This window comes from Aeromonas sp. YN13HZO-058, assembly GCF_001921245.1.
Lineage (GTDB): Bacteria > Pseudomonadota > Gammaproteobacteria > Enterobacterales > Aeromonadaceae > Aeromonas > Aeromonas allosaccharophila.
On sequence record NZ_MQSY01000017.1, the window covers coordinates 1 to 15,936 of the forward strand.

At 62.1% G+C, this 15,936-nt stretch carries 13 protein-coding genes; 7 read left to right on the plus strand and 6 right to left on the minus strand.

What is annotated here, in order from left to right; all coding sequences use genetic code 11:
- Window positions 1-148 precede the first annotated feature (148 nt).
- The 4 genes from glpC to BSP75_RS02700 form a co-directional block, all read right to left on the minus strand.
- A complete protein-coding gene (glpC, locus tag BSP75_RS02685) occupies window positions 149-1,351 on the minus strand; it encodes an anaerobic glycerol-3-phosphate dehydrogenase subunit GlpC (RefSeq protein ID WP_058051589.1) in 1,203 nt (400 codons plus the stop codon).
- A 51-nt stretch (window positions 1,352-1,402) separates the two neighbouring features.
- Window positions 1,403-2,668 (minus strand): glycerol-3-phosphate dehydrogenase subunit GlpB, encoded by a 1,266-nt coding sequence (glpB, locus tag BSP75_RS02690; RefSeq protein ID WP_075112126.1) that lies wholly within the window; start codon window positions 2,666-2,668, stop codon window positions 1,403-1,405.
- On the minus strand, window positions 2,658-4,331 hold the full coding sequence (gene glpA, locus BSP75_RS02695) for an anaerobic glycerol-3-phosphate dehydrogenase subunit A (RefSeq protein WP_075112127.1): 1,674 nt from the start codon (window positions 4,329-4,331) through the stop codon (window positions 2,658-2,660). The genes glpB and glpA overlap by 11 nt, the downstream gene beginning before the upstream one ends.
- Window positions 4,332-4,570: 239 nt before the next feature.
- Window positions 4,571-5,026, minus strand: a complete 456-nt coding sequence (locus tag BSP75_RS02700; protein WP_075112128.1) for a YchJ family protein — start codon at window positions 5,024-5,026, stop codon at window positions 4,571-4,573.
- Window positions 5,027-5,149: 123 nt separating this feature from the next.
- Here BSP75_RS02700 and BSP75_RS02705 point away from each other — a divergent pair, with 123 nt between their 5' ends.
- From BSP75_RS02705 to BSP75_RS02720, 4 genes are all read left to right on the plus strand, one after another.
- Entirely contained in the window at window positions 5,150-6,817 is a 1,668-nt protein-coding gene (locus tag BSP75_RS02705; protein ID WP_075112129.1) for a methyl-accepting chemotaxis protein, read from the plus strand.
- 130 nt (window positions 6,818-6,947) lie between these two features.
- Window positions 6,948-8,159, plus strand: a complete 1,212-nt coding sequence (locus BSP75_RS02710) for an ROK family transcriptional regulator (protein WP_075112130.1) — start codon at window positions 6,948-6,950, stop codon at window positions 8,157-8,159.
- Between the two features lie 174 nt (window positions 8,160-8,333).
- The gene (locus tag BSP75_RS02715; RefSeq protein WP_075112131.1) at window positions 8,334-9,089 is read left to right on the plus strand and encodes a tRNA-uridine aminocarboxypropyltransferase; all 756 of its coding nucleotides are present in this window, start codon (window positions 8,334-8,336) and stop codon (window positions 9,087-9,089) included.
- A gap of 203 nt (window positions 9,090-9,292) precedes the next feature.
- Complete coding sequence (locus tag BSP75_RS02720) at window positions 9,293-10,069, plus strand: TSUP family transporter (protein ID WP_021231324.1); 777 nt, start codon at window positions 9,293-9,295, stop codon at window positions 10,067-10,069.
- A gap of 77 nt (window positions 10,070-10,146) precedes the next feature.
- On the opposite strand, the gene BSP75_RS02725 is transcribed toward BSP75_RS02720, so the two are convergent.
- Together BSP75_RS02725 and BSP75_RS02730 are read right to left on the minus strand one after the other, a co-directional pair.
- Window positions 10,147-11,013 carry a LysR family transcriptional regulator gene (locus BSP75_RS02725; RefSeq protein ID WP_075112132.1) on the minus strand — a complete coding sequence of 289 codons (867 nt, stop codon included), beginning with the start codon at window positions 11,011-11,013 and terminating at the stop codon, window positions 10,147-10,149.
- Between the two features lie 59 nt (window positions 11,014-11,072).
- Entirely contained in the window at window positions 11,073-11,990 is a 918-nt protein-coding gene (locus BSP75_RS02730) for a DMT family transporter (protein ID WP_075112133.1), read from the minus strand.
- A gap of 175 nt (window positions 11,991-12,165) precedes the next feature.
- On the opposite strand from BSP75_RS02730, the gene BSP75_RS02735 reads away from it, so the two are divergent.
- The 3 genes from BSP75_RS02735 (at window position 12,166) to BSP75_RS02745 (ending at window position 15,862) form a co-directional block, all read left to right on the plus strand.
- Window positions 12,166-13,044, plus strand: a complete 879-nt coding sequence (locus BSP75_RS02735; protein WP_075112134.1) for an AraC family transcriptional regulator — start codon at window positions 12,166-12,168, stop codon at window positions 13,042-13,044.
- Window positions 13,045-13,306: 262 nt separating this feature from the next.
- On the plus strand, window positions 13,307-14,944 hold the full coding sequence (locus tag BSP75_RS02740; RefSeq protein ID WP_075112135.1) for an ATP-dependent endonuclease: 1,638 nt from the start codon (window positions 13,307-13,309) through the stop codon (window positions 14,942-14,944).
- 198 nt (window positions 14,945-15,142) lie between these two features.
- Complete coding sequence (locus BSP75_RS02745) at window positions 15,143-15,862, plus strand: hypothetical protein (RefSeq protein ID WP_075112136.1); 720 nt, start codon at window positions 15,143-15,145, stop codon at window positions 15,860-15,862.
- The last annotated feature ends 74 nt before the right edge of the window (window positions 15,863-15,936 follow it).

The following is a 15,936-nucleotide window of genomic DNA, read 5'->3' on the forward strand; positions in this document are numbered from 1 at the left end:
AATCCGAAACCAATCAACAGGTTTCGGATTTTTACACATCAGCAGGATCGGTCAATGGATCCTTAACTGATCGGCATTACGGCAATTGCCGGCTCTTTGTTTATCTCTGCGTGGATTGTTTTTTATGCGGCCGCAAGAGCCGGGGGATTCAGGCCAGCGCCTGGGCCAAAAGGTGGATCGGATGTTCACAGCGGAAGCTGGTGCTCATCTCAATCTGCCATTTGCAGGTCTCGCAATCGGTGATCACCAGATCGGGGGCCAGGCGGTTGATTTGATCAAACAGCCCCTCGCCGATGGTCTGGCTGGTTTCGTAGTTCTCCGACTTGAAGCCGTAGGTGCCTGCGATACCGCAGCACTGGGACTCCAGTACCGTCACCTTGACTCCGGGAATGGCGCGCAGCAATTCGAGGGTGTAGATGACGCCCCCCATCTTCTCCATGTGGCAGGGGGTGTGGTAGGCGATGTGCAGATTGAGCGGCTTCATCGCCGGTTTGTTGCCCTTGTAGAACTCGTTCCACAGGAAGCGGGTCACCAGCGAGATGCGATCGCGCACCTTGTGGTTGTCCTGCTCCAGCAGGTGAGGATATTCATCGCGCAGGGTGAAGCCACAGGTGGAGGAGGTGGCCAGCAGTGGCATCTCGTTGCCGAGCAGGGAGTTCTCCATCTGCTGGATGTTGAAGGCCGCCTGCTGTTTGGCCTTGTCCATAAAGCCGTTGGCAATCAGCGGCACGCCGCAGCACTTCTCCCGCTCCAGCAACTGCACGCCGATGTTCATGGCGTTGAGTACCTGCACCAGTTCCTTGCCGAGCTGCGGGTGGTTGTAGTTAACGTAGCAGCCGTGGAAGTAGGCTATTTGGCGCGCAAAGCGGGCCTGAGTCTCTTTCTGCTTCTTGTACCAGCCGCGGAAGGTGCCTTGGGAGTATTTGGGCAGGTCGCGGTGGGAGGAGACCCCCAGCGCCTTGTCCAGCACCAGTTTCATCGGCTTGAGGCCGGTGGTGAAGTTGACCACCGGCGCCATCAGGGTAGACATGCTGCCCATCAAGTCGGTGTGGGAGAGCACGAACTCGCGGATCCCCGGCTTGAAGCCGCTGTACTGGTGCTTGGCCTTGGCGATGATGTCGCCGATGCGTACTCCGCTCGGGCAAGCCACTTCGCAGCGTTTACAGTTGGTGCAGTGCTTGAGGGCGCTGTCAAACAGCTCCGGACTTTTGATCCGCAGCCGCTCCCCATCCGGGCCCGCCTGTTTCGGGCCAGGGTAGGCGGGGTTGGCCTTGGCCACCGGGCAGTAGGCGGTACAGACGGTGCATTTGATGCACTGATCGAAAGTTTGGTTGGCGTGATCCAGTAGCATGTCAGTTCTCCTCCCGGCGATGATGAAGACACGGGATATGGGACAAAGTAATCATTGGGCCGCGCCCAGAATATGGCCGGCGGCTTGCCAGCCGGTGGCAACGGCAACACCGGAGCCGGAGCCTTCACGAATTGGATCGTAATGGGCCAAGACACTGCCGGCACCATAGAGGTTGACCAGCGGCTTGCCACCGCGCAGCACTCTGAGCTTGTCGTCGGTTTTGACCCCGAAGCCCATGAAGGGGTGGTGGTCAAACAGGCGGCGACCGGCCCAGGCATCACGCTCCTCCAGACTCAGCACATCGGCATCGAAGATGGGCTCGCGAATGCCGCGCAGACGTGATTCCAACCCGCGACTGAAGAAGCTGCCAGAGGCGAGCACGAAGTTATCCGCTTCAAACAGCTGATCGTCGCCATTCTGGCTGTGTACGCCGATGACGCGATCACCCTCGTAGCGGGCGCCCAGCACCCGTTCACTGGTGAGGAAGGTGCCGCCAAGGGCCATAAAGCGGCGTTTGAGCGCTTCCTGCATCCGCATGCCGATCAGCGACGGCGGCATGGTGGCCACCTCCTTGATGGTGCAACCGGTGCGCTGCTCCAGCTCCGCCAGACGCGGGCCGACCAAACCAAGGGACAGGCAGGCGGGCAGCACGATATGGCGGCAGCCCGGTTCGCCACACTCCAGCACCATGCGGCTGATCTCGCGGGCCAGGTCCGCTACCAGATGGTGTTTGTCGCATAGGCGGGCGATGTCGGCGGAGCGAAACTCGTGGGGGTTGCGGCTGAATTCTGCCAGTTGGGGCAGGCGTACTTCGCCGGTCAGAATGCGGCAGTGGGCGAAGCGGGGATGGGTCGCCAGATTGGCGGCCGCCAGCGTCGGATGAAAGTCACGAAAGCCCTCGAGGGTGGCCAGCAGCAGTACATCCGGGATCGGCGCATCGGTGACGCAGGCACAAGTACCGGGGGAGAGCCAGGTGCGCTTGAGGGTGCCGATGGGGGTCAGGCGCTGGTGGTTGGTCTCGTGGCGAACCAGCGGCAACCCCTGCTCGGCGCAGTGGCGCTGCAGATCGGCAAGGCTCGCTTCGATATTTTGCATTCCGACTTTGCTGTAGGGGTGATCCGGATGGGCGGCCATAAAGGCGGGCAGGGCGGCGCGGGGATCTCCCTCGCTCTCCAGCAGATCGATCGAGCCGGAGGAGAAGTGCAGGGCACTCTGGCCGGAGGCCATCAGCAGGGTCTTCTGGCCCGCCTCTACCAGCCGCAGGGCGGCCGAGAGTCCCGCCATGCCACCGCCGATAACGATATTGTCAAACTTCATGACGGCTCTCCTTGTGAGTGGTCTCGCTGGTTGGGCCGCGAGGCGTATCGGCAACCAGCTGCGGCGCCGTCCATTCTCCCAGGCCAAACAGCCCTTCGTAGATCCAGTAGGTGAACTCGGCCTCGCGCAGGGCATCGCCCCACAGGACGGGGCGGGTCCCCTTGTAACGCTCCTCCAGGAACTGGCGCAGCATGACGCAGGCCTGACGACCGTCAGCCTTGCCATACTCCTGCATCAGACCTGCGGCGCGGTAGGCGCACAGCTCGCCCTGACAGGGCCCCATTCCCAGACGGGTGCGGCGGCGCAGGTCGATGAGGTTGTCCACATCCAGCTCGCGCAGGGCGTATTCGATTTCGCCTGCGGTGACCATTTCGCACTCGCAAATGAGGGCGTTGGCTTTCGGATTGTCACGGAAGAAGGCGATAACCCGCTCGCCGTGGCGGTAGTGGGCAGAGCCTTCGACCGGCACCGAGAGGCCGGGAGCGGAGACCTTTTCCGGATCCCGCGAGCCGGGCAGGCTCAGTTCGGCGGTCTGGCAGGGTTTGCTGTTGCCGAGTTTCTTGGCCAACAGATCGGTGGCCCACTCAGCCATCAGGCGGTAGGTCATCAGCTTGCCGCCGGTGATGGTGTTGAAGCCCTTGAGGCCGTCGCGCTCGGCGTGATCGAGCAGCACGATGCCGCGGCTGATGTTGCGGCCGGTGTCGTCACCGTCCACCGCCACCAGCGGGCGTACCCCTGCATAGGCGCGCAGCAGACGGGTGCGGGCCATAATGGGAGCGAGCTTGATCCCCTCGCGCAGCAGCACCTCGACCTCTTCGGGTTCAACGGTGAGCTGGTCAATTTTGTTGTAATCGATGCGACTCGACGTGGTACCGATAAGGGAGATGGTATCGCCCGGCACCAGAATGTCCGCATCCGCCGGTTTGCGGGCGCGGTTGAGCACCAACTGGTTGATGCGGTAATCCATGATGAGCAGGGAGCCCTTGGCCGGGAACATGCGGATGCCGAGATCGGCGTATTCGCAAATTTGCTGGCCCCAGATGCCGGCGGCGTTGATCACCTCCTGACACTCCACCTCGAACGCTTCGCCGGTGCGGGTGTTGATGGCCTTGACCCCGTGCACCCGATCCTGAGTACGCAACAGCCCCAGCACCTTGCTGTGGGTGAAGATGCGGGCGCCATGCTCTTTCGCGTCCAGCACGTTGGCGGCGGCGAGGCGGAACGGATCGACCGTGCCGTCCGGCACATGGATGGCGCCGATCATCGCCGGGTTGGCGTTGGGTTCGAGCAGCAGTGCTTCGCGGGGATCGAGCTGGCGGGTGTCGATACCGGCCAGGGCGCAGGCATCCATAAAGGTGCGTTGGAAATTGATGTCATCTTCCGGCAGGGTGAGGAAGAGGCCGCCCGTGTCCTCGACACAGTGGCTGGCAATCCGCTTGAGGATGCGGTTTTCCTGGATGCATTCGCGGGCGGACTCCTGATCCGTCACCGCGTAGCGAGCACCGGAGTGCAGCAGGCCGTGGTTGCGGCCGGTGGTGCCAGCGGCGATATCATCGCGCTCGAGCAGGATGCAGTCGATGCCGCGCAGTGCGCAATCGCGCATGATGCCGGCCCCTGTGGCACCGCCGCCTATGATGACGACTTGTGTGGTTATTCTTTTCATTGTGGCCCGTCTCATCTCTTCCAGATGAGGCCAGTGTGGCGCACTTCTGAGTGGAAATGTTTGATATGGGCCAAATTTGCGTTCGCAAACGCTCATTTTCTCGCGCGTTAATGAGCATTATGTGACATTTGTCACGCTTGTCATCGCATCGGTTTGTGGGCTGGTGGCGAATAAGAGGCACAAAAAAGGGCATCGGATGCCCCTTGTCACTGTTTGGCGAGTCTGGTGGGAGGGACGCGTCAGCCGCAGCACTTCTTGTGCTTTTTGCCGCTGCCACAGGGGCAGGGATCGTTGCGGCCGGTTTTGAGCGGCAGGGGATCGATCTCCCCTTCGGTGTAGACCCAGCGCCCCTGATAACGCACGAAGCGGGAGCACTCATGCAGGCAGTGGCGCTTATCCCCCTCCAGAAACCAGGCTTTGAACTCCACCATCCCGGTTTCATCCTGCGGGCCGCCCTGGCTGGCGATGATCTCGAGACCATCCCAGTGGGTATCTGTTTGGGAAAGCTCTGCCGCCGTGAGGCCGCCGAGGTGGGCCGGATGCCAGCTATGGACCAGATACTCCCCCAGCCCGAGCACGAAGGCGCTGTAGCGCGAGCGCATCAGCTGCTCCGGGGTGTCAGCCACAGCGCCACTGTGAAGTGAGCCACAGCACAATTCGAGAGAAAGGGTTGAGCCGCAAGGACAAAGATTCATGATTTTCACATTCTGGCCGATTTGTTTAAGTGAATTGTAACGAAAGGGGGGTTCGCCCTGCCAGCACCTATACTGATGAGTAGGCTAGGAATTCCAATAAAAACAGCTGCAAGGATGTGAAAGATGACGCTAAAACAGAAAATCCTGTTACTGGGTGCAGTACCCGTACTGCTGATGGCCCTGGTGGTCAACCTCAGTAACTACATGGTCTCCAAGAGCGCTCTGGAGTCTGAGCTGGTGGTGGCGAGGGAAGATGCCATCAAGGAGCGCAAGGCGCTGCTCAGCAGTTACATCATGATGGCCAAAACCGCCGTCGATGCCGTATATGCCCTGCCGGATTCACCGGAAAATCGTCAGAAGGTCAAAGAGTTGCTCAGGCCACTGCGTTACAGCAGTGACGGCTACTTCTTTGTCTATGACTTTGAGGGCAACACAGTACTGCTGCCGACCCGTGCCGAGCTGGAGGGAAAAAACCGCTGGAATGACAAGGATGCCAAGGGCAAGTTGCTGATCCAGGACATCCTCAAGGTGGCCCGTCAGGGGGATGGGTTCTCCGAGTACTGGACGGCCAAACCCTCCATCGGTCGTGATGCCCCCAAGCTGGCCTTTAACATGGTGCTGGACAAGTATCAGTGGGTCATCGGGACCGGTTTTTATATCGATGATATCGACAACGATTTGGCCGCCCTGCGCGCAGAGCGCGAGAGCAACATGTATGCGTCGCTGCAGAGCAGCGTGCTGGTGATCCTGCTGATCCTCGGTATCACCCTGGTCGTGACGGTGATCGTGGGTAACCGGGTGACCAAACCGCTGGCGGATGCGGTGTCGGCGCTCAATGACATTGCCGATGGTGAGGGGGATTTGACCCAGCGTCTCAAGGTGCAGAGTCAGGACGAGATTGGCCAACTGGCCAGCGCCTTCAATCGCTTCGTCGAGCGGATCCAGTCGGTGGTGAGCCAGGTGGGCGAGACCAGCAATCACCTTTTTAGCGCCGTTGAGAAGCTGCACAATCTGAGCGAACACTACGATCATCAGATGCAAGGCCATAGCCGCGAGACCGATCAGGTGGTGACCGCGGTGACCGAGATGAGCTCCACCGCGCAGGAGGTGGCGGCCAGCGCCTCCAATGCCGCGACAGCAACCAGCGATGCGGCCCGTGAGTCTGACGCGGCGCGTGGTGTGGTGAGTGGGGCCATCAACAGTATCAACCGGCTGGTGGGCGAAGTGCATACCGCCTCCGGCGTTATCGAGCAGCTGGCGCAAGAAACCGCCAAGATTGGCTCCGTGGTGGAGGTCATTCGCGGCATTGCCGAGCAGACCAACCTGTTGGCGCTCAATGCCGCCATCGAGGCGGCCCGGGCTGGCGAACAGGGGCGCGGCTTTGCGGTGGTGGCGGACGAAGTGCGCTCGCTAGCCGGCCGTACCCAGCAGAGCACCAAAGAGATCAACGAGATGCTGCAACGGCTGCAGGGCGGGGTGAAGCAGGCGGTGGATGTGATGCAGGCGAGCGAGGATCGCAGCCAGGAGACGGTGCAGGAAGCGGGACACATCGCCAGCTCCCTCGACAGCATGGTGATGGCGGTCAGTACCATCAACGACATGAACATCCAGATCGCCACCGCCGCCGAGGAGCAGCATGCGGTGTCGGAGGAGATCAACAAGAACCTGGTGGCCATTCAGCAGATCGTCAGCGAGCTGACCGATGCGGCGGTGGAATCCAACAGCACCACCCGCGATCTGGCCAATACCGGTGACAAATTGCGCAAACTGGTCTCCCAGTTCCGTTATTGATCCTGTCAGGGCCCGTGATGACAACCACAAGATGCGGTCTGAACTCCGGTTCAGGCCGCACTTTATTTGGGGATTGCCCAATAATGTGTGAAAATTGGCGGCCCCTGTGTCAGCCCTTAATCCATATCCTATGAATGAGATCGTGAAAGGCAGTATCGACTTGATCCGGCAGCTCAACTACGGCCTGGTGTACGCCAGTCTGGAGGAGCACAAGGAGCTGTCACGTACCGATCTCTCCCGCCTGACCGGCCTCTCGCCTGCCAGCATCACCAAGATCACCCGTGAACTGCTCGATGGCGGTCTGGTGGTGACCTGTGGCGAAAGTTCGGTGGGGCGCGGTCGTCGCCAGACCCTGCTGCGCATCAACGAGCGCCGCTTCCAGTTTCTCTCCATGCGTCTTGGCCGTGGTTACGTGGATATGGCGTTGTTCGACTTTTCCGGTCGCTCGCTGGCCCGCCAGCGCCACCTCTTTACCGAAGAAGAACGTGCCGATTTGCTGGGTAGTCTGGTGCACGCCATCAAGGTATTTTTGCCGAAAAAGTCCCTCAGTCTGGCCTGTATCGCCCTCTGTCTGCCGGGTCAGGTGGAGCGTCACTCCGGCATGGTCAAGCACTTCCCCTTCTACGATCTGCGCAACTGGCCGCTGGGGCCCACGCTGCAACAGGCGTTCTCGGTACCTGTGCTGGTGAGCGGTGACGTGCGCACCTGGATCCAGGCCGAGCGGGAGTGGGGGGCTGCCAAGAATTGCGCCGATGCGGTGCTGGTGTTTGTCCACAACGACATCGGGGTCGGCATGGTGGTCAATGGCCAGCTGATCGAGAGCGAGAATGCGCTGCTCGGGGATCTCAGCCACCTGCAGCTCGAGCCTTACGGCCAGCGCTGCTACTGCGGCGGTTTTGGTTGTGCCTGCACCCTGGTGACCAATCAGGCGCTGGAGGCGCAATACCGGGATCTGCGCGAGCGGATGCAGGAGCACGACTTGCCCGAGAGCGTCACCATCCGCGAGCTGTGCGAGCTGGCGCTGGCGGGCAACAGCCTCTGTCAGGATATTCTCCATCAGGCGGCGGGCCGCCTCTCCAAGGTGCTCTCCAACCTCATCTGCCTGCTCAATCCGGGCAAGTTGCTGCTGGGGGGCGAGATCACCCGTGCCGATCGGCTGCTGTTCCCTATGCTGCACCAGTCGCTGGCCAGCCAGTTGCCCGCCGAATATCTGGTGCGGCTGCAGATTGAATCCACCCACTTCTACGAAGATCCCACCAAGCCCACCTCGGTGCAGGTGCACAAGGCGCTGCGCGATGGCAGCCTGTTGCTGGAGCTGCTGCGCAGCTGTCAGGAGTCGTAAGGCAAGAGAGTTTGGCACTGTGTCTGGCGAAAGGGGCAGGGATTGCTGTTCCGCCAGCGCGTAACTCGGTACAATCTTGCGCTTTTCCGGCAGCGCCCCTGTTATTTGGCCCTGTGGCGCCGTGACATGTTGGCATTGCTGCCGTTCCTGTTTTGACTCCAGTTGTGAACCTAGATGAAGCCTGTTCCTGATCACGCCGTCAACCGCCTGCGGGCCTGGCGCAAGAGTATCTCTACCCGACCATTTCTTGCCCGTGGCGGCACCCTGGCCCGCTGTCCGGCCTGTCAGCTGCGCGAGGACTGGTGTGCCTGCGAGTGGCGCCCCGAGCTCAAAGCGGAGGCCGGTTTCTGCCTGCTGATGTATGACAGCGAGCCGATGAAGCCCTCCAACACCGGCCGCCTCATTGCCGATGTGTTGCCTGACACCACCTGGGCGTTTCTCTGGTCGCGCACCCAGCCCCATCCCGAGTTGCTGGCCCTGCTGGCCGATCCGTTCTGGCAGCCCTATGTGGTCTTTCCCGCCTGCGAGAAGGAGCCTGCCCGCCTGACCGGCGAGGTGACGCTGGCTCCCGGTAAAAAGCCGCTCTTTATCCTGCTCGACGGCACCTGGCCGGAGGCGCGCAAGATGTTCAACAAGAGCCCCTATCTGGACGGTTTTCCGGTGCTCGCCATCAAGCCCGATGCGCTCTCCACCTACGGCATGCGAGTGGCCAACTGCGATGAGCACCTCTGCACCGCCGAAGTGGCGGCCTGCGTGCTGGAAGTGGCGGGGGAGCTCAAGGCGGGGCAAGCACTGCAGCACTGGTTCAATCTGTTCAGCAGCCGCTACATGGCCGGTCGGGTCAGCCGTTTCCCCGGTGCCGATGAGGATCATCTGTGTGAGGCGCTGGCGGCCATCAAGGAAGCGGAAGTCCCGTCACCCGCGCTGTAACGGGCCCTCTGAGGGTTGGGGCAGGGGCGTGGCAGCGCACATCAATGAAAATCAGGAATCAATTGGCTGCCACTGTTTCGTTAGATTCATCGACGGTGTCCCGCTAGGATAGCGGACAGCCTGTGCAGCCCCTGCACAACCCCGTTTTGGTTATCTCCGGTTGCCCAACCCCTTCGGGCAACCCACTCTCGTGAGGTCTATGGATGGAATTGGAATTGGTTACCTTGTTTGCCCTGTTTGGTGTGGCGCTTGTCGCCGGCTTTATCGATGCCATCGCCGGTGGCGGCGGCCTGCTGACGGTGCCAGCGTTGCTCGCCACCGGCATGCCGCCCGCGCTGGTGCTCGGCACCAACAAGCTGCAGAGCAGTTTCGGCTCCTTCTCCGCCACCTGGTTCTATGCCCGCAAGGGGTTGCTGGAGTGGGCGATGATCTGGCCTGCGGTGATCTGCACCTTTATTGGTGCTGCCATCGGCACACTGGCGGTACAGACCATCGATGCCGCCATTCTTGAGCGCCTGCTCCCTTTCCTGCTGATGGCCTTTGCCTGCTACTTCTACTTCTCGCCACGGGTGAGCGATGCCGAGAGTTCCCGCCGCCTGACTCCCATGCTGTTTGCGCTGCTGGTGGGGGGCGGTGTCGGCTTTTATGACGGCTTCTTCGGGCCGGGCACAGGATCGTTTTTTGCCATCGGTTTCGTGGCGCTGGCGGGCTTTGGCATGGCGCGTGCCACCGCCCATACCAAGTTGCTTAACTTCACCTCCAACATCGCCTCCCTGCTGTTCTTTGCCCTCGGTGGCAAGGTGGTGTGGAGTGTCGGTTTTTGCATGGCGCTGGGGCAGTTTATCGGCGCCCGTTTTGGCTCCAAGATGGTGCTAAAGCAAGGGGTGAAGCTTATCAAGCCGCTGCTGGTGACCGTCTCATTGCTGATGTCTGCCAAGCTGGTGTGGAGCCAGTATCCCGAGCTGTTTGCCTGGATCTGAGCCGCGGCGGGTGGGCGACAAATCGGATGTTTACGGGGCCCTTGGGCCCCGTTGTCACATCTGGTGGGTTGAGACAGCTAGCGCGGCGTGCTGCTGCAGTGGCGAAAATGTTGCTGCAGGGCGCTGACCAGCTGGGCAATTCGCTCGCGCTTGAGACTGCTCTGCCGGTAGACCAGATGGAGGGGACGACCCAGTCCGGGCAGTGGACGGGCCATCTCCCCCTGTTCTCCCACCAGCGCCAGCAGGCCGGCGGGGAGTAGCACAGGGCCAATGCCCGCCTTGGCGAGTTCGATGAGCGCCAGATAGGAGTCGAGCTCCATGGCGGGCTCCAGCCCCATCTCTGCCAGCGGTGCGCGTAGGTAGCGGTTGGAGGGGTTCTCCAGATCCATGGTGAGGATCTTGCGCCTGCTTTCTGCGCTGGCTGGCGGCAGGCTCTGCTGCGCCTCGCCAACCAGATAGAAGGGCTCTTCCATTAGCAGCTCGGCTCCGAGGCCATGGCCGGGAGGGAGCCGACCGGCGCAGATGCCGAGCAGGGCATCACCGCTGCGCACCCGCGCCAGAATGACCGGGGTGTGGTGAGTAGAGAGGGCAAGATGGGGATCGCGGCCCAGATAGTCGCGCATAAAGTGGGCGAGGTAGCCCGCCAGCAGGGTTTCGGAGCAGGCGATGGGGAGGGGGCTGTGATCCGCCAGATCCTGGCTATCGGCCAGCACCCCCTTCATCTCGGCCAGACTCGGGGCCACTCGCTCAAGCAGCTCCTTTGCCTGCGGGGTGAGCCGGATCTGGCGCCCCTCCGGCTCGATCAGCTTCTTGCCAAGGCGCAGCTCCAGCTGGGCAATCCGCTTGCTCACCGCTGACTGGCTGATGTAGAGGCGACTGGCCACCTTGGCCATGGTCCCTTCGCTCGCCAGCAGGCTCAGCGTCTCCAGCCCTTCCAGTAACATCTCGCCCCTCGTATCGCCGTCATGCCTATCGAATGGCGCTACCTTAGGGGCTGACTGGCTCAGGAGCAAGGGTCGTTTGCTGCCTTGGCCGGGCGAATGCGCCATTCGCTTAAGGGCGGCGCGAAGATCAGCAGATTGCCAATGAGGCTCACCACCACCCCGGCCACCGAGACCGGCTGCCAGACAAAGCCTTCGTAGAAGGTGGAGAGGGTGAGCGCTACCAGCGGAAAGAGCACGGTAGCGTAGGAGGCCTTGCTGGCACCGATGCGCCCCACCAGGGTCAGGTAGGCGGTAAAGGCGATCACCGAGCCAAACAGGGCGAGATAGACCATGGCCGCCAGATAGTGGCTGTCGGTCGGCACCACCAGCTGTTGGCCGAGCAATGTGACCCAGCCCAGCAACAGCACCACGCCGTAAACCATGCCCCAGGGCACCAGTTGCAGTACGTGATAGCCGTGGCGCTGGCCCCGGGCCGAGACCAGATTGCCCAGCGAAAAGCAGAAGGTGCCGCCACAGGCGAGCAGCAGCCCCTTCCAGCCGTTTGCACCCAGTTGCGCATCCGCCAGCACCGGCCAGAACAGCAGCAGGGTGCCCAGGAGCCCCAGCAGGGAGCCTTGCAGCCAGCGCAGGGTGGGGCGCTTGCGCTCGAACAGCCAGAGGTTGAGGCCGTTGAAGATGCTGGCACTGGCAAAGATCACCGCCGACATGCCACTCGGGATGTAACGGGTGGCGTGGTAGAAGCAGAGAAAGTTGGTGGAAAAGAGCAGGGCACCGAGCAGTGCGGCATAGCGCTGGCCGTGCCAGGGGAGGCGTGGAAAGCGGCCGCTGGCGGTGAGCAGGGCAAACAGTGCCACCGCCGCCAGCAGGAAGCGGTAGAGCACCGACACCTCGATGGGGATGGGGCCAAGTTGCCAGGCGATAGCAATCCAGGTGCTGCCCCAGATAAGCACGGTGGCAAGATAGAGCATCAGGTTCATCACAGTTCCGGTGAGTCAGGGAGGATATGACCCACTATGGGGCGAGTCCTGATGGCTGGATTGCACCATCTTGCGGTTTTTCATCGTCACGCGCTGTCATCTGCGGGCGCGGTCGGTAAGATGGATGACAGGCGGGAGAGCCCGCGCAAATAACCGGAACAGGTGGCAGGGGCGAATGAAAACAGCAGGGGTATTTGATGCTCTGGTCAGCACCGGCGCCCGGCTGGAGGACGCCTGCTGGCTCGAACCCGGGCTCGGGGTGGCCAGCTGGCGCAACTGCTATGACCAGACCCGCTATCACAAGCCGGGCCACCATACCCTGAGCGTCTATTTGCAGGGGGGCGAGCAGACCGAGCGACTCGATGGGCCGGGTGGCCACGGCGGCACCGGCAAGGTGTGCATCATGCCGGATCACCACAGATCCGAGTGGCTGGTGCGTGAAGAGTTTCGCTTCTTTCATCTCTACTTCACCCCGGCTCACCTCACCCGTATCGCCGAGGAGGTGTGTGACAAGGAGGGGCGCCACCTGCAACTGGTGGACAAGACCTTTATCGACGATCCGCAGGCGGCCGGGTTGGTGCAGCGCCAGCTGATGCAGCTGGAGTGGCAGCACGGGGTCGATCGGCTGGCGCTTTCCCACGGCGCCTGGATGCTGATCCTCCACGCCTATCGCCACCACACCGAGGAAGCCCCCGGCCTGCCACCCCTGCGCGGCGGATTGGCACCGGTGGTGATCAAGCGGGTGCAGGAGTATCTGCAGGCCCATCTGGCCGACTCGGTCACGCTGGCAGAGCTGGCGCAGCAGGCGGGGCTGAGCGAGTACCACTTCGCCCGCATGTTCGGCCAGAGTCTCGGTTGCCCGCCCCACCGCTATCTGCTGGGGCTGCGGCTCAAACGGGCCAAACAACTGCTGGCTGGCCCGGAGCCGCTGGCCAGCATCGCCAGTCAGTGCGGCTTCTCTTCCCAGGCCCATTTTGGCAACCGTTTTCGCGAGGCGTTTGGTTTGACGCCGGGACAGTGGCGGGCGCAATTGTCATCTTCCTGTCACAGATAACCCTGAGACTTTGGGCAAAAGAGGTGTACTCTCTACCACTTATCCATTGAAAGGAATGCCCATTGAATTATCGCAAACGTCAAACTCGTACTCGTCACCTCTGGTTTAGCCACTGGAATGCTCCGCAAGATCGCACCGCTGTTGTTACCCCTCCCGAACCTGCAGTGCCTCACAGTTCACGTTGAAATCCCCCCGCCTGCGATAGGATTTTTCCGGTAATTTTGCCACTATTGCCCCATCACAATGATGTGGACATGGCCGGATGTTTCTGGAACGTATTGAAGTCAAAGGTTTTCGCGGTATAAATCGCCTGTCGCTCGGGCTGGATCACACCACAGTGCTGATCGGCGAGAACACCTGGGGTAAATCGAGCCTGCTGCGCGCCCTCTGGTGCCTGCTGGGGCAAAATGCCGAGCCCTATCAGTTCACCGCCGAGGATTTTCACCAACCGGAAGATCCCGAACTGGCGCCGGCGCGCCACCTGCAACTGGTGCTCACCTTCAGTGAGCACAGACCCCAGATGTGCCAGCACTCCCGTCGCCTGGCGCGTCTCAGCCCCTCCTGGGTGCTGCACAAGGACAAATTCCACCGCATTCACTATCGCGCCAGTGCCGAGCTGCAGGCGGATGGCGCTGTGCTCACCATGCACGACTTTCTCGACGGCGTGGGCAAGAGCCTGCCCATCGCCAATGCCCATGAGCTGGTCTCCATGCTGATCACCATGAACCCGGTGTTCCGGCTGCGCGATGCCCGCAGTGCCCGCAACGGGGTGGAGACCCTGCAGTGGGGAGATCTCTCCGAACATCGCCTGAGCGAGCTGGCGGACAAGCTGATCGACGAGCCCCAGCGCATCGGTGAGCCGGAGCTCAAAGAGGCGTTGCAGGCGGTGCGCCAGCTGATGGATCACTACTTCAACGCATTGGCCCCCATCAAGAACAAGCCGCGCAGTCAGCGCGACATCATCAATCGCCCCATGACCCTGCGCAATCCGGGCAATCTGCATACCCTGCTGCGCCGCGCCGACAACCGCGCGCTGCAACTGGCGATGGCGGGGATGGCGGCCACCCTGTTGCAGGCGCGGGGCAACCGCGAGCTGGAGGAGGGGGCCCGCCCCATCATTATCCTGGAGGACCCGGAGAGCCGGCTGCACCCGACCATGCTGGCGCTGGCGTGGGGGCTGCTGGAACAACTGCCTGGCCAGAAGCTGCTCACCACCAACTCGGGAGATCTGCTCTCTTCCCTGCCGCTCAATCAGGTGCGGCGGCTGGTGCGCCGTCAGCAGGATATTCTCTGTCACCAGCTGGGGGGCGAGCGCTACAGCAGTGACGATCTGCGCAAGATCGCCTTCCATGTGCGGATCAACCGCCCCATGTCGCTGTTTGCCCGCTGCTGGCTGCTGGTGGAGGGGGAGACCGAGATCTGGCTGCTCTCCGAACTGGCCCAGATCTGCGGTTACAGTCTGCGGGCCGAAGGGGTGCGGATCATCGAGTTTGCCCAGTGCGGCCAGTCGCCGCTGATCAAGGTGGCGCGTGACTTTGGCATCGAGTGGCACCTGCTGACCGATGGCGACGAGGCGGGGCTCAAGTATGCCGCCTCGGCCCGTGGCCAGCTCAAGGGCGAGCGGGAGCGGGACCGACTGACCCAGCTTCCTGCCACCGACATCGAGCACTACCTCTATCACAACGGCTTTGAAGCTGTGTTTCGCCGCGAGGCCGGGGTGGGCGGGCGCGCCATGTGGAGTGCCAGTCACATCATCAACAAGGCGATCCATCACCGCAGCAAGCCGGGCATGGCGCTGGCGGTGGTGGAAGAGGCGGAGCGGCTCGGTGCCGAGCATATTCCGCCGGTGATCCGCCAGATGTTTGCCCGGGTGGTGGCGCTGGCCCGCGGTCAGGGCTGAAGCCTGCGCCGCATCCCGGCACTATGGGTATGGCTGCCAGCAGGGCGCCCTTCAAGGTGCATTGTGCTGGCGGCCAGTGCCCCGGATTGTTTGCCTACGATTGTTTGTCGTGATTGGGGATAGCAGCCGGTTTGGGTATACTCGCCCCCTCTCTGGCGCCCCGGTGGCGCACCTCGAATCTTTACTGCTGGAGGCGTCGTGTTCGTCCAACTCCCTTTTTGGCTCTTTCCCCTCACCGGATTGATGGCGCTTGGCGCCCTGATCGCCCTCGGTATCGTGCTGTGGCGCGGTGATATCTGCCCCGGCCAGCGCTCGCGCATCAGTCAGCAGCTCTTCTCCATCTGGGTCATTACCGCGCTATCTCTGATGCTGGCGGTAGAGGCCAAGGCAGCCAGTTGGCTGATCTGGAGTGGTGGTGTGGCACTGGTGCTCGGGGTCGGCTTGTCGCTGGCCCAGTCACGGCTGGAGGGCAAGCGTTCCGTCCCCTCAACGCTGCTCTGGCTACCGGCGTTGCCGCTCGCTGTCTATGGCTTCGGGCTGCTGCAACTGCAGGGCTGGGTGAGCGGTCTGCTGCAGATGGCGATGCTGGGGGCGGCCTTTGCCCACCTGATGCTGCTGCGGGCCCGTCATCGCCTCAAGGCATTCAACACCCTGTTGCCGCTGGCCGGTCTGGTGGGGGCGATGGCCAGTCTTATCTGGCTGGCGGTGCTGGTGGGCTGGCAAGGGGGCGAGGCCAATCTCGATGCGCTGATCCCGGCGGTGGTGACCCAGGCGGCCCTGCTGGTGGCCTCTCTGCTGCTCTGGTTCAGCCCGCTCTACTTGCAGCGTGATACCGCGCCTGTGGTGGTCTCCACCTCCCTGTGTGGCCTGCTGATCGCCCAGATTGCCGCCACCAGCGTGTTGCACCAGCTGGTCTGATACCTGCGCCGAAAAGAAAGCCCCGAGCCTTTGCTCGGGGCTTTTGCCTATCTGGCTTGCCGGTATCGCAGCCA

Coding starts and splice junctions, on each gene's coding strand:
- glpC (WP_058051589.1), bottom strand. CDS start 1,351: ATGCTACTGGATCACGCCAACCAAACTTTCGATCAGTGCATCAAATGC.
- glpB (WP_075112126.1), bottom strand. CDS start 2,668: ATGAAGTTTGACAATATCGTTATCGGCGGTGGCATGGCGGGACTCTCG.
- glpA (WP_075112127.1), bottom strand. CDS start 4,331: ATGAAAAGAATAACCACACAAGTCGTCATCATAGGCGGCGGTGCCACA.
- BSP75_RS02700 (WP_075112128.1), bottom strand. CDS start 5,026: ATGAATCTTTGTCCTTGCGGCTCAACCCTTTCTCTCGAATTGTGCTGT.
- BSP75_RS02705 (WP_075112129.1), top strand. CDS start 5,150: ATGACGCTAAAACAGAAAATCCTGTTACTGGGTGCAGTACCCGTACTG.
- BSP75_RS02710 (WP_075112130.1), top strand. CDS start 6,948: ATGAATGAGATCGTGAAAGGCAGTATCGACTTGATCCGGCAGCTCAAC.
- BSP75_RS02715 (WP_075112131.1), top strand. CDS start 8,334: ATGAAGCCTGTTCCTGATCACGCCGTCAACCGCCTGCGGGCCTGGCGC.
- BSP75_RS02720 (WP_021231324.1), top strand. CDS start 9,293: ATGGAATTGGAATTGGTTACCTTGTTTGCCCTGTTTGGTGTGGCGCTT.
- BSP75_RS02725 (WP_075112132.1), bottom strand. CDS start 11,013: ATGTTACTGGAAGGGCTGGAGACGCTGAGCCTGCTGGCGAGCGAAGGG.
- BSP75_RS02730 (WP_075112133.1), bottom strand. CDS start 11,990: ATGAACCTGATGCTCTATCTTGCCACCGTGCTTATCTGGGGCAGCACC.
- BSP75_RS02735 (WP_075112134.1), top strand. CDS start 12,166: ATGAAAACAGCAGGGGTATTTGATGCTCTGGTCAGCACCGGCGCCCGG.
- BSP75_RS02740 (WP_075112135.1), top strand. CDS start 13,307: ATGTTTCTGGAACGTATTGAAGTCAAAGGTTTTCGCGGTATAAATCGC.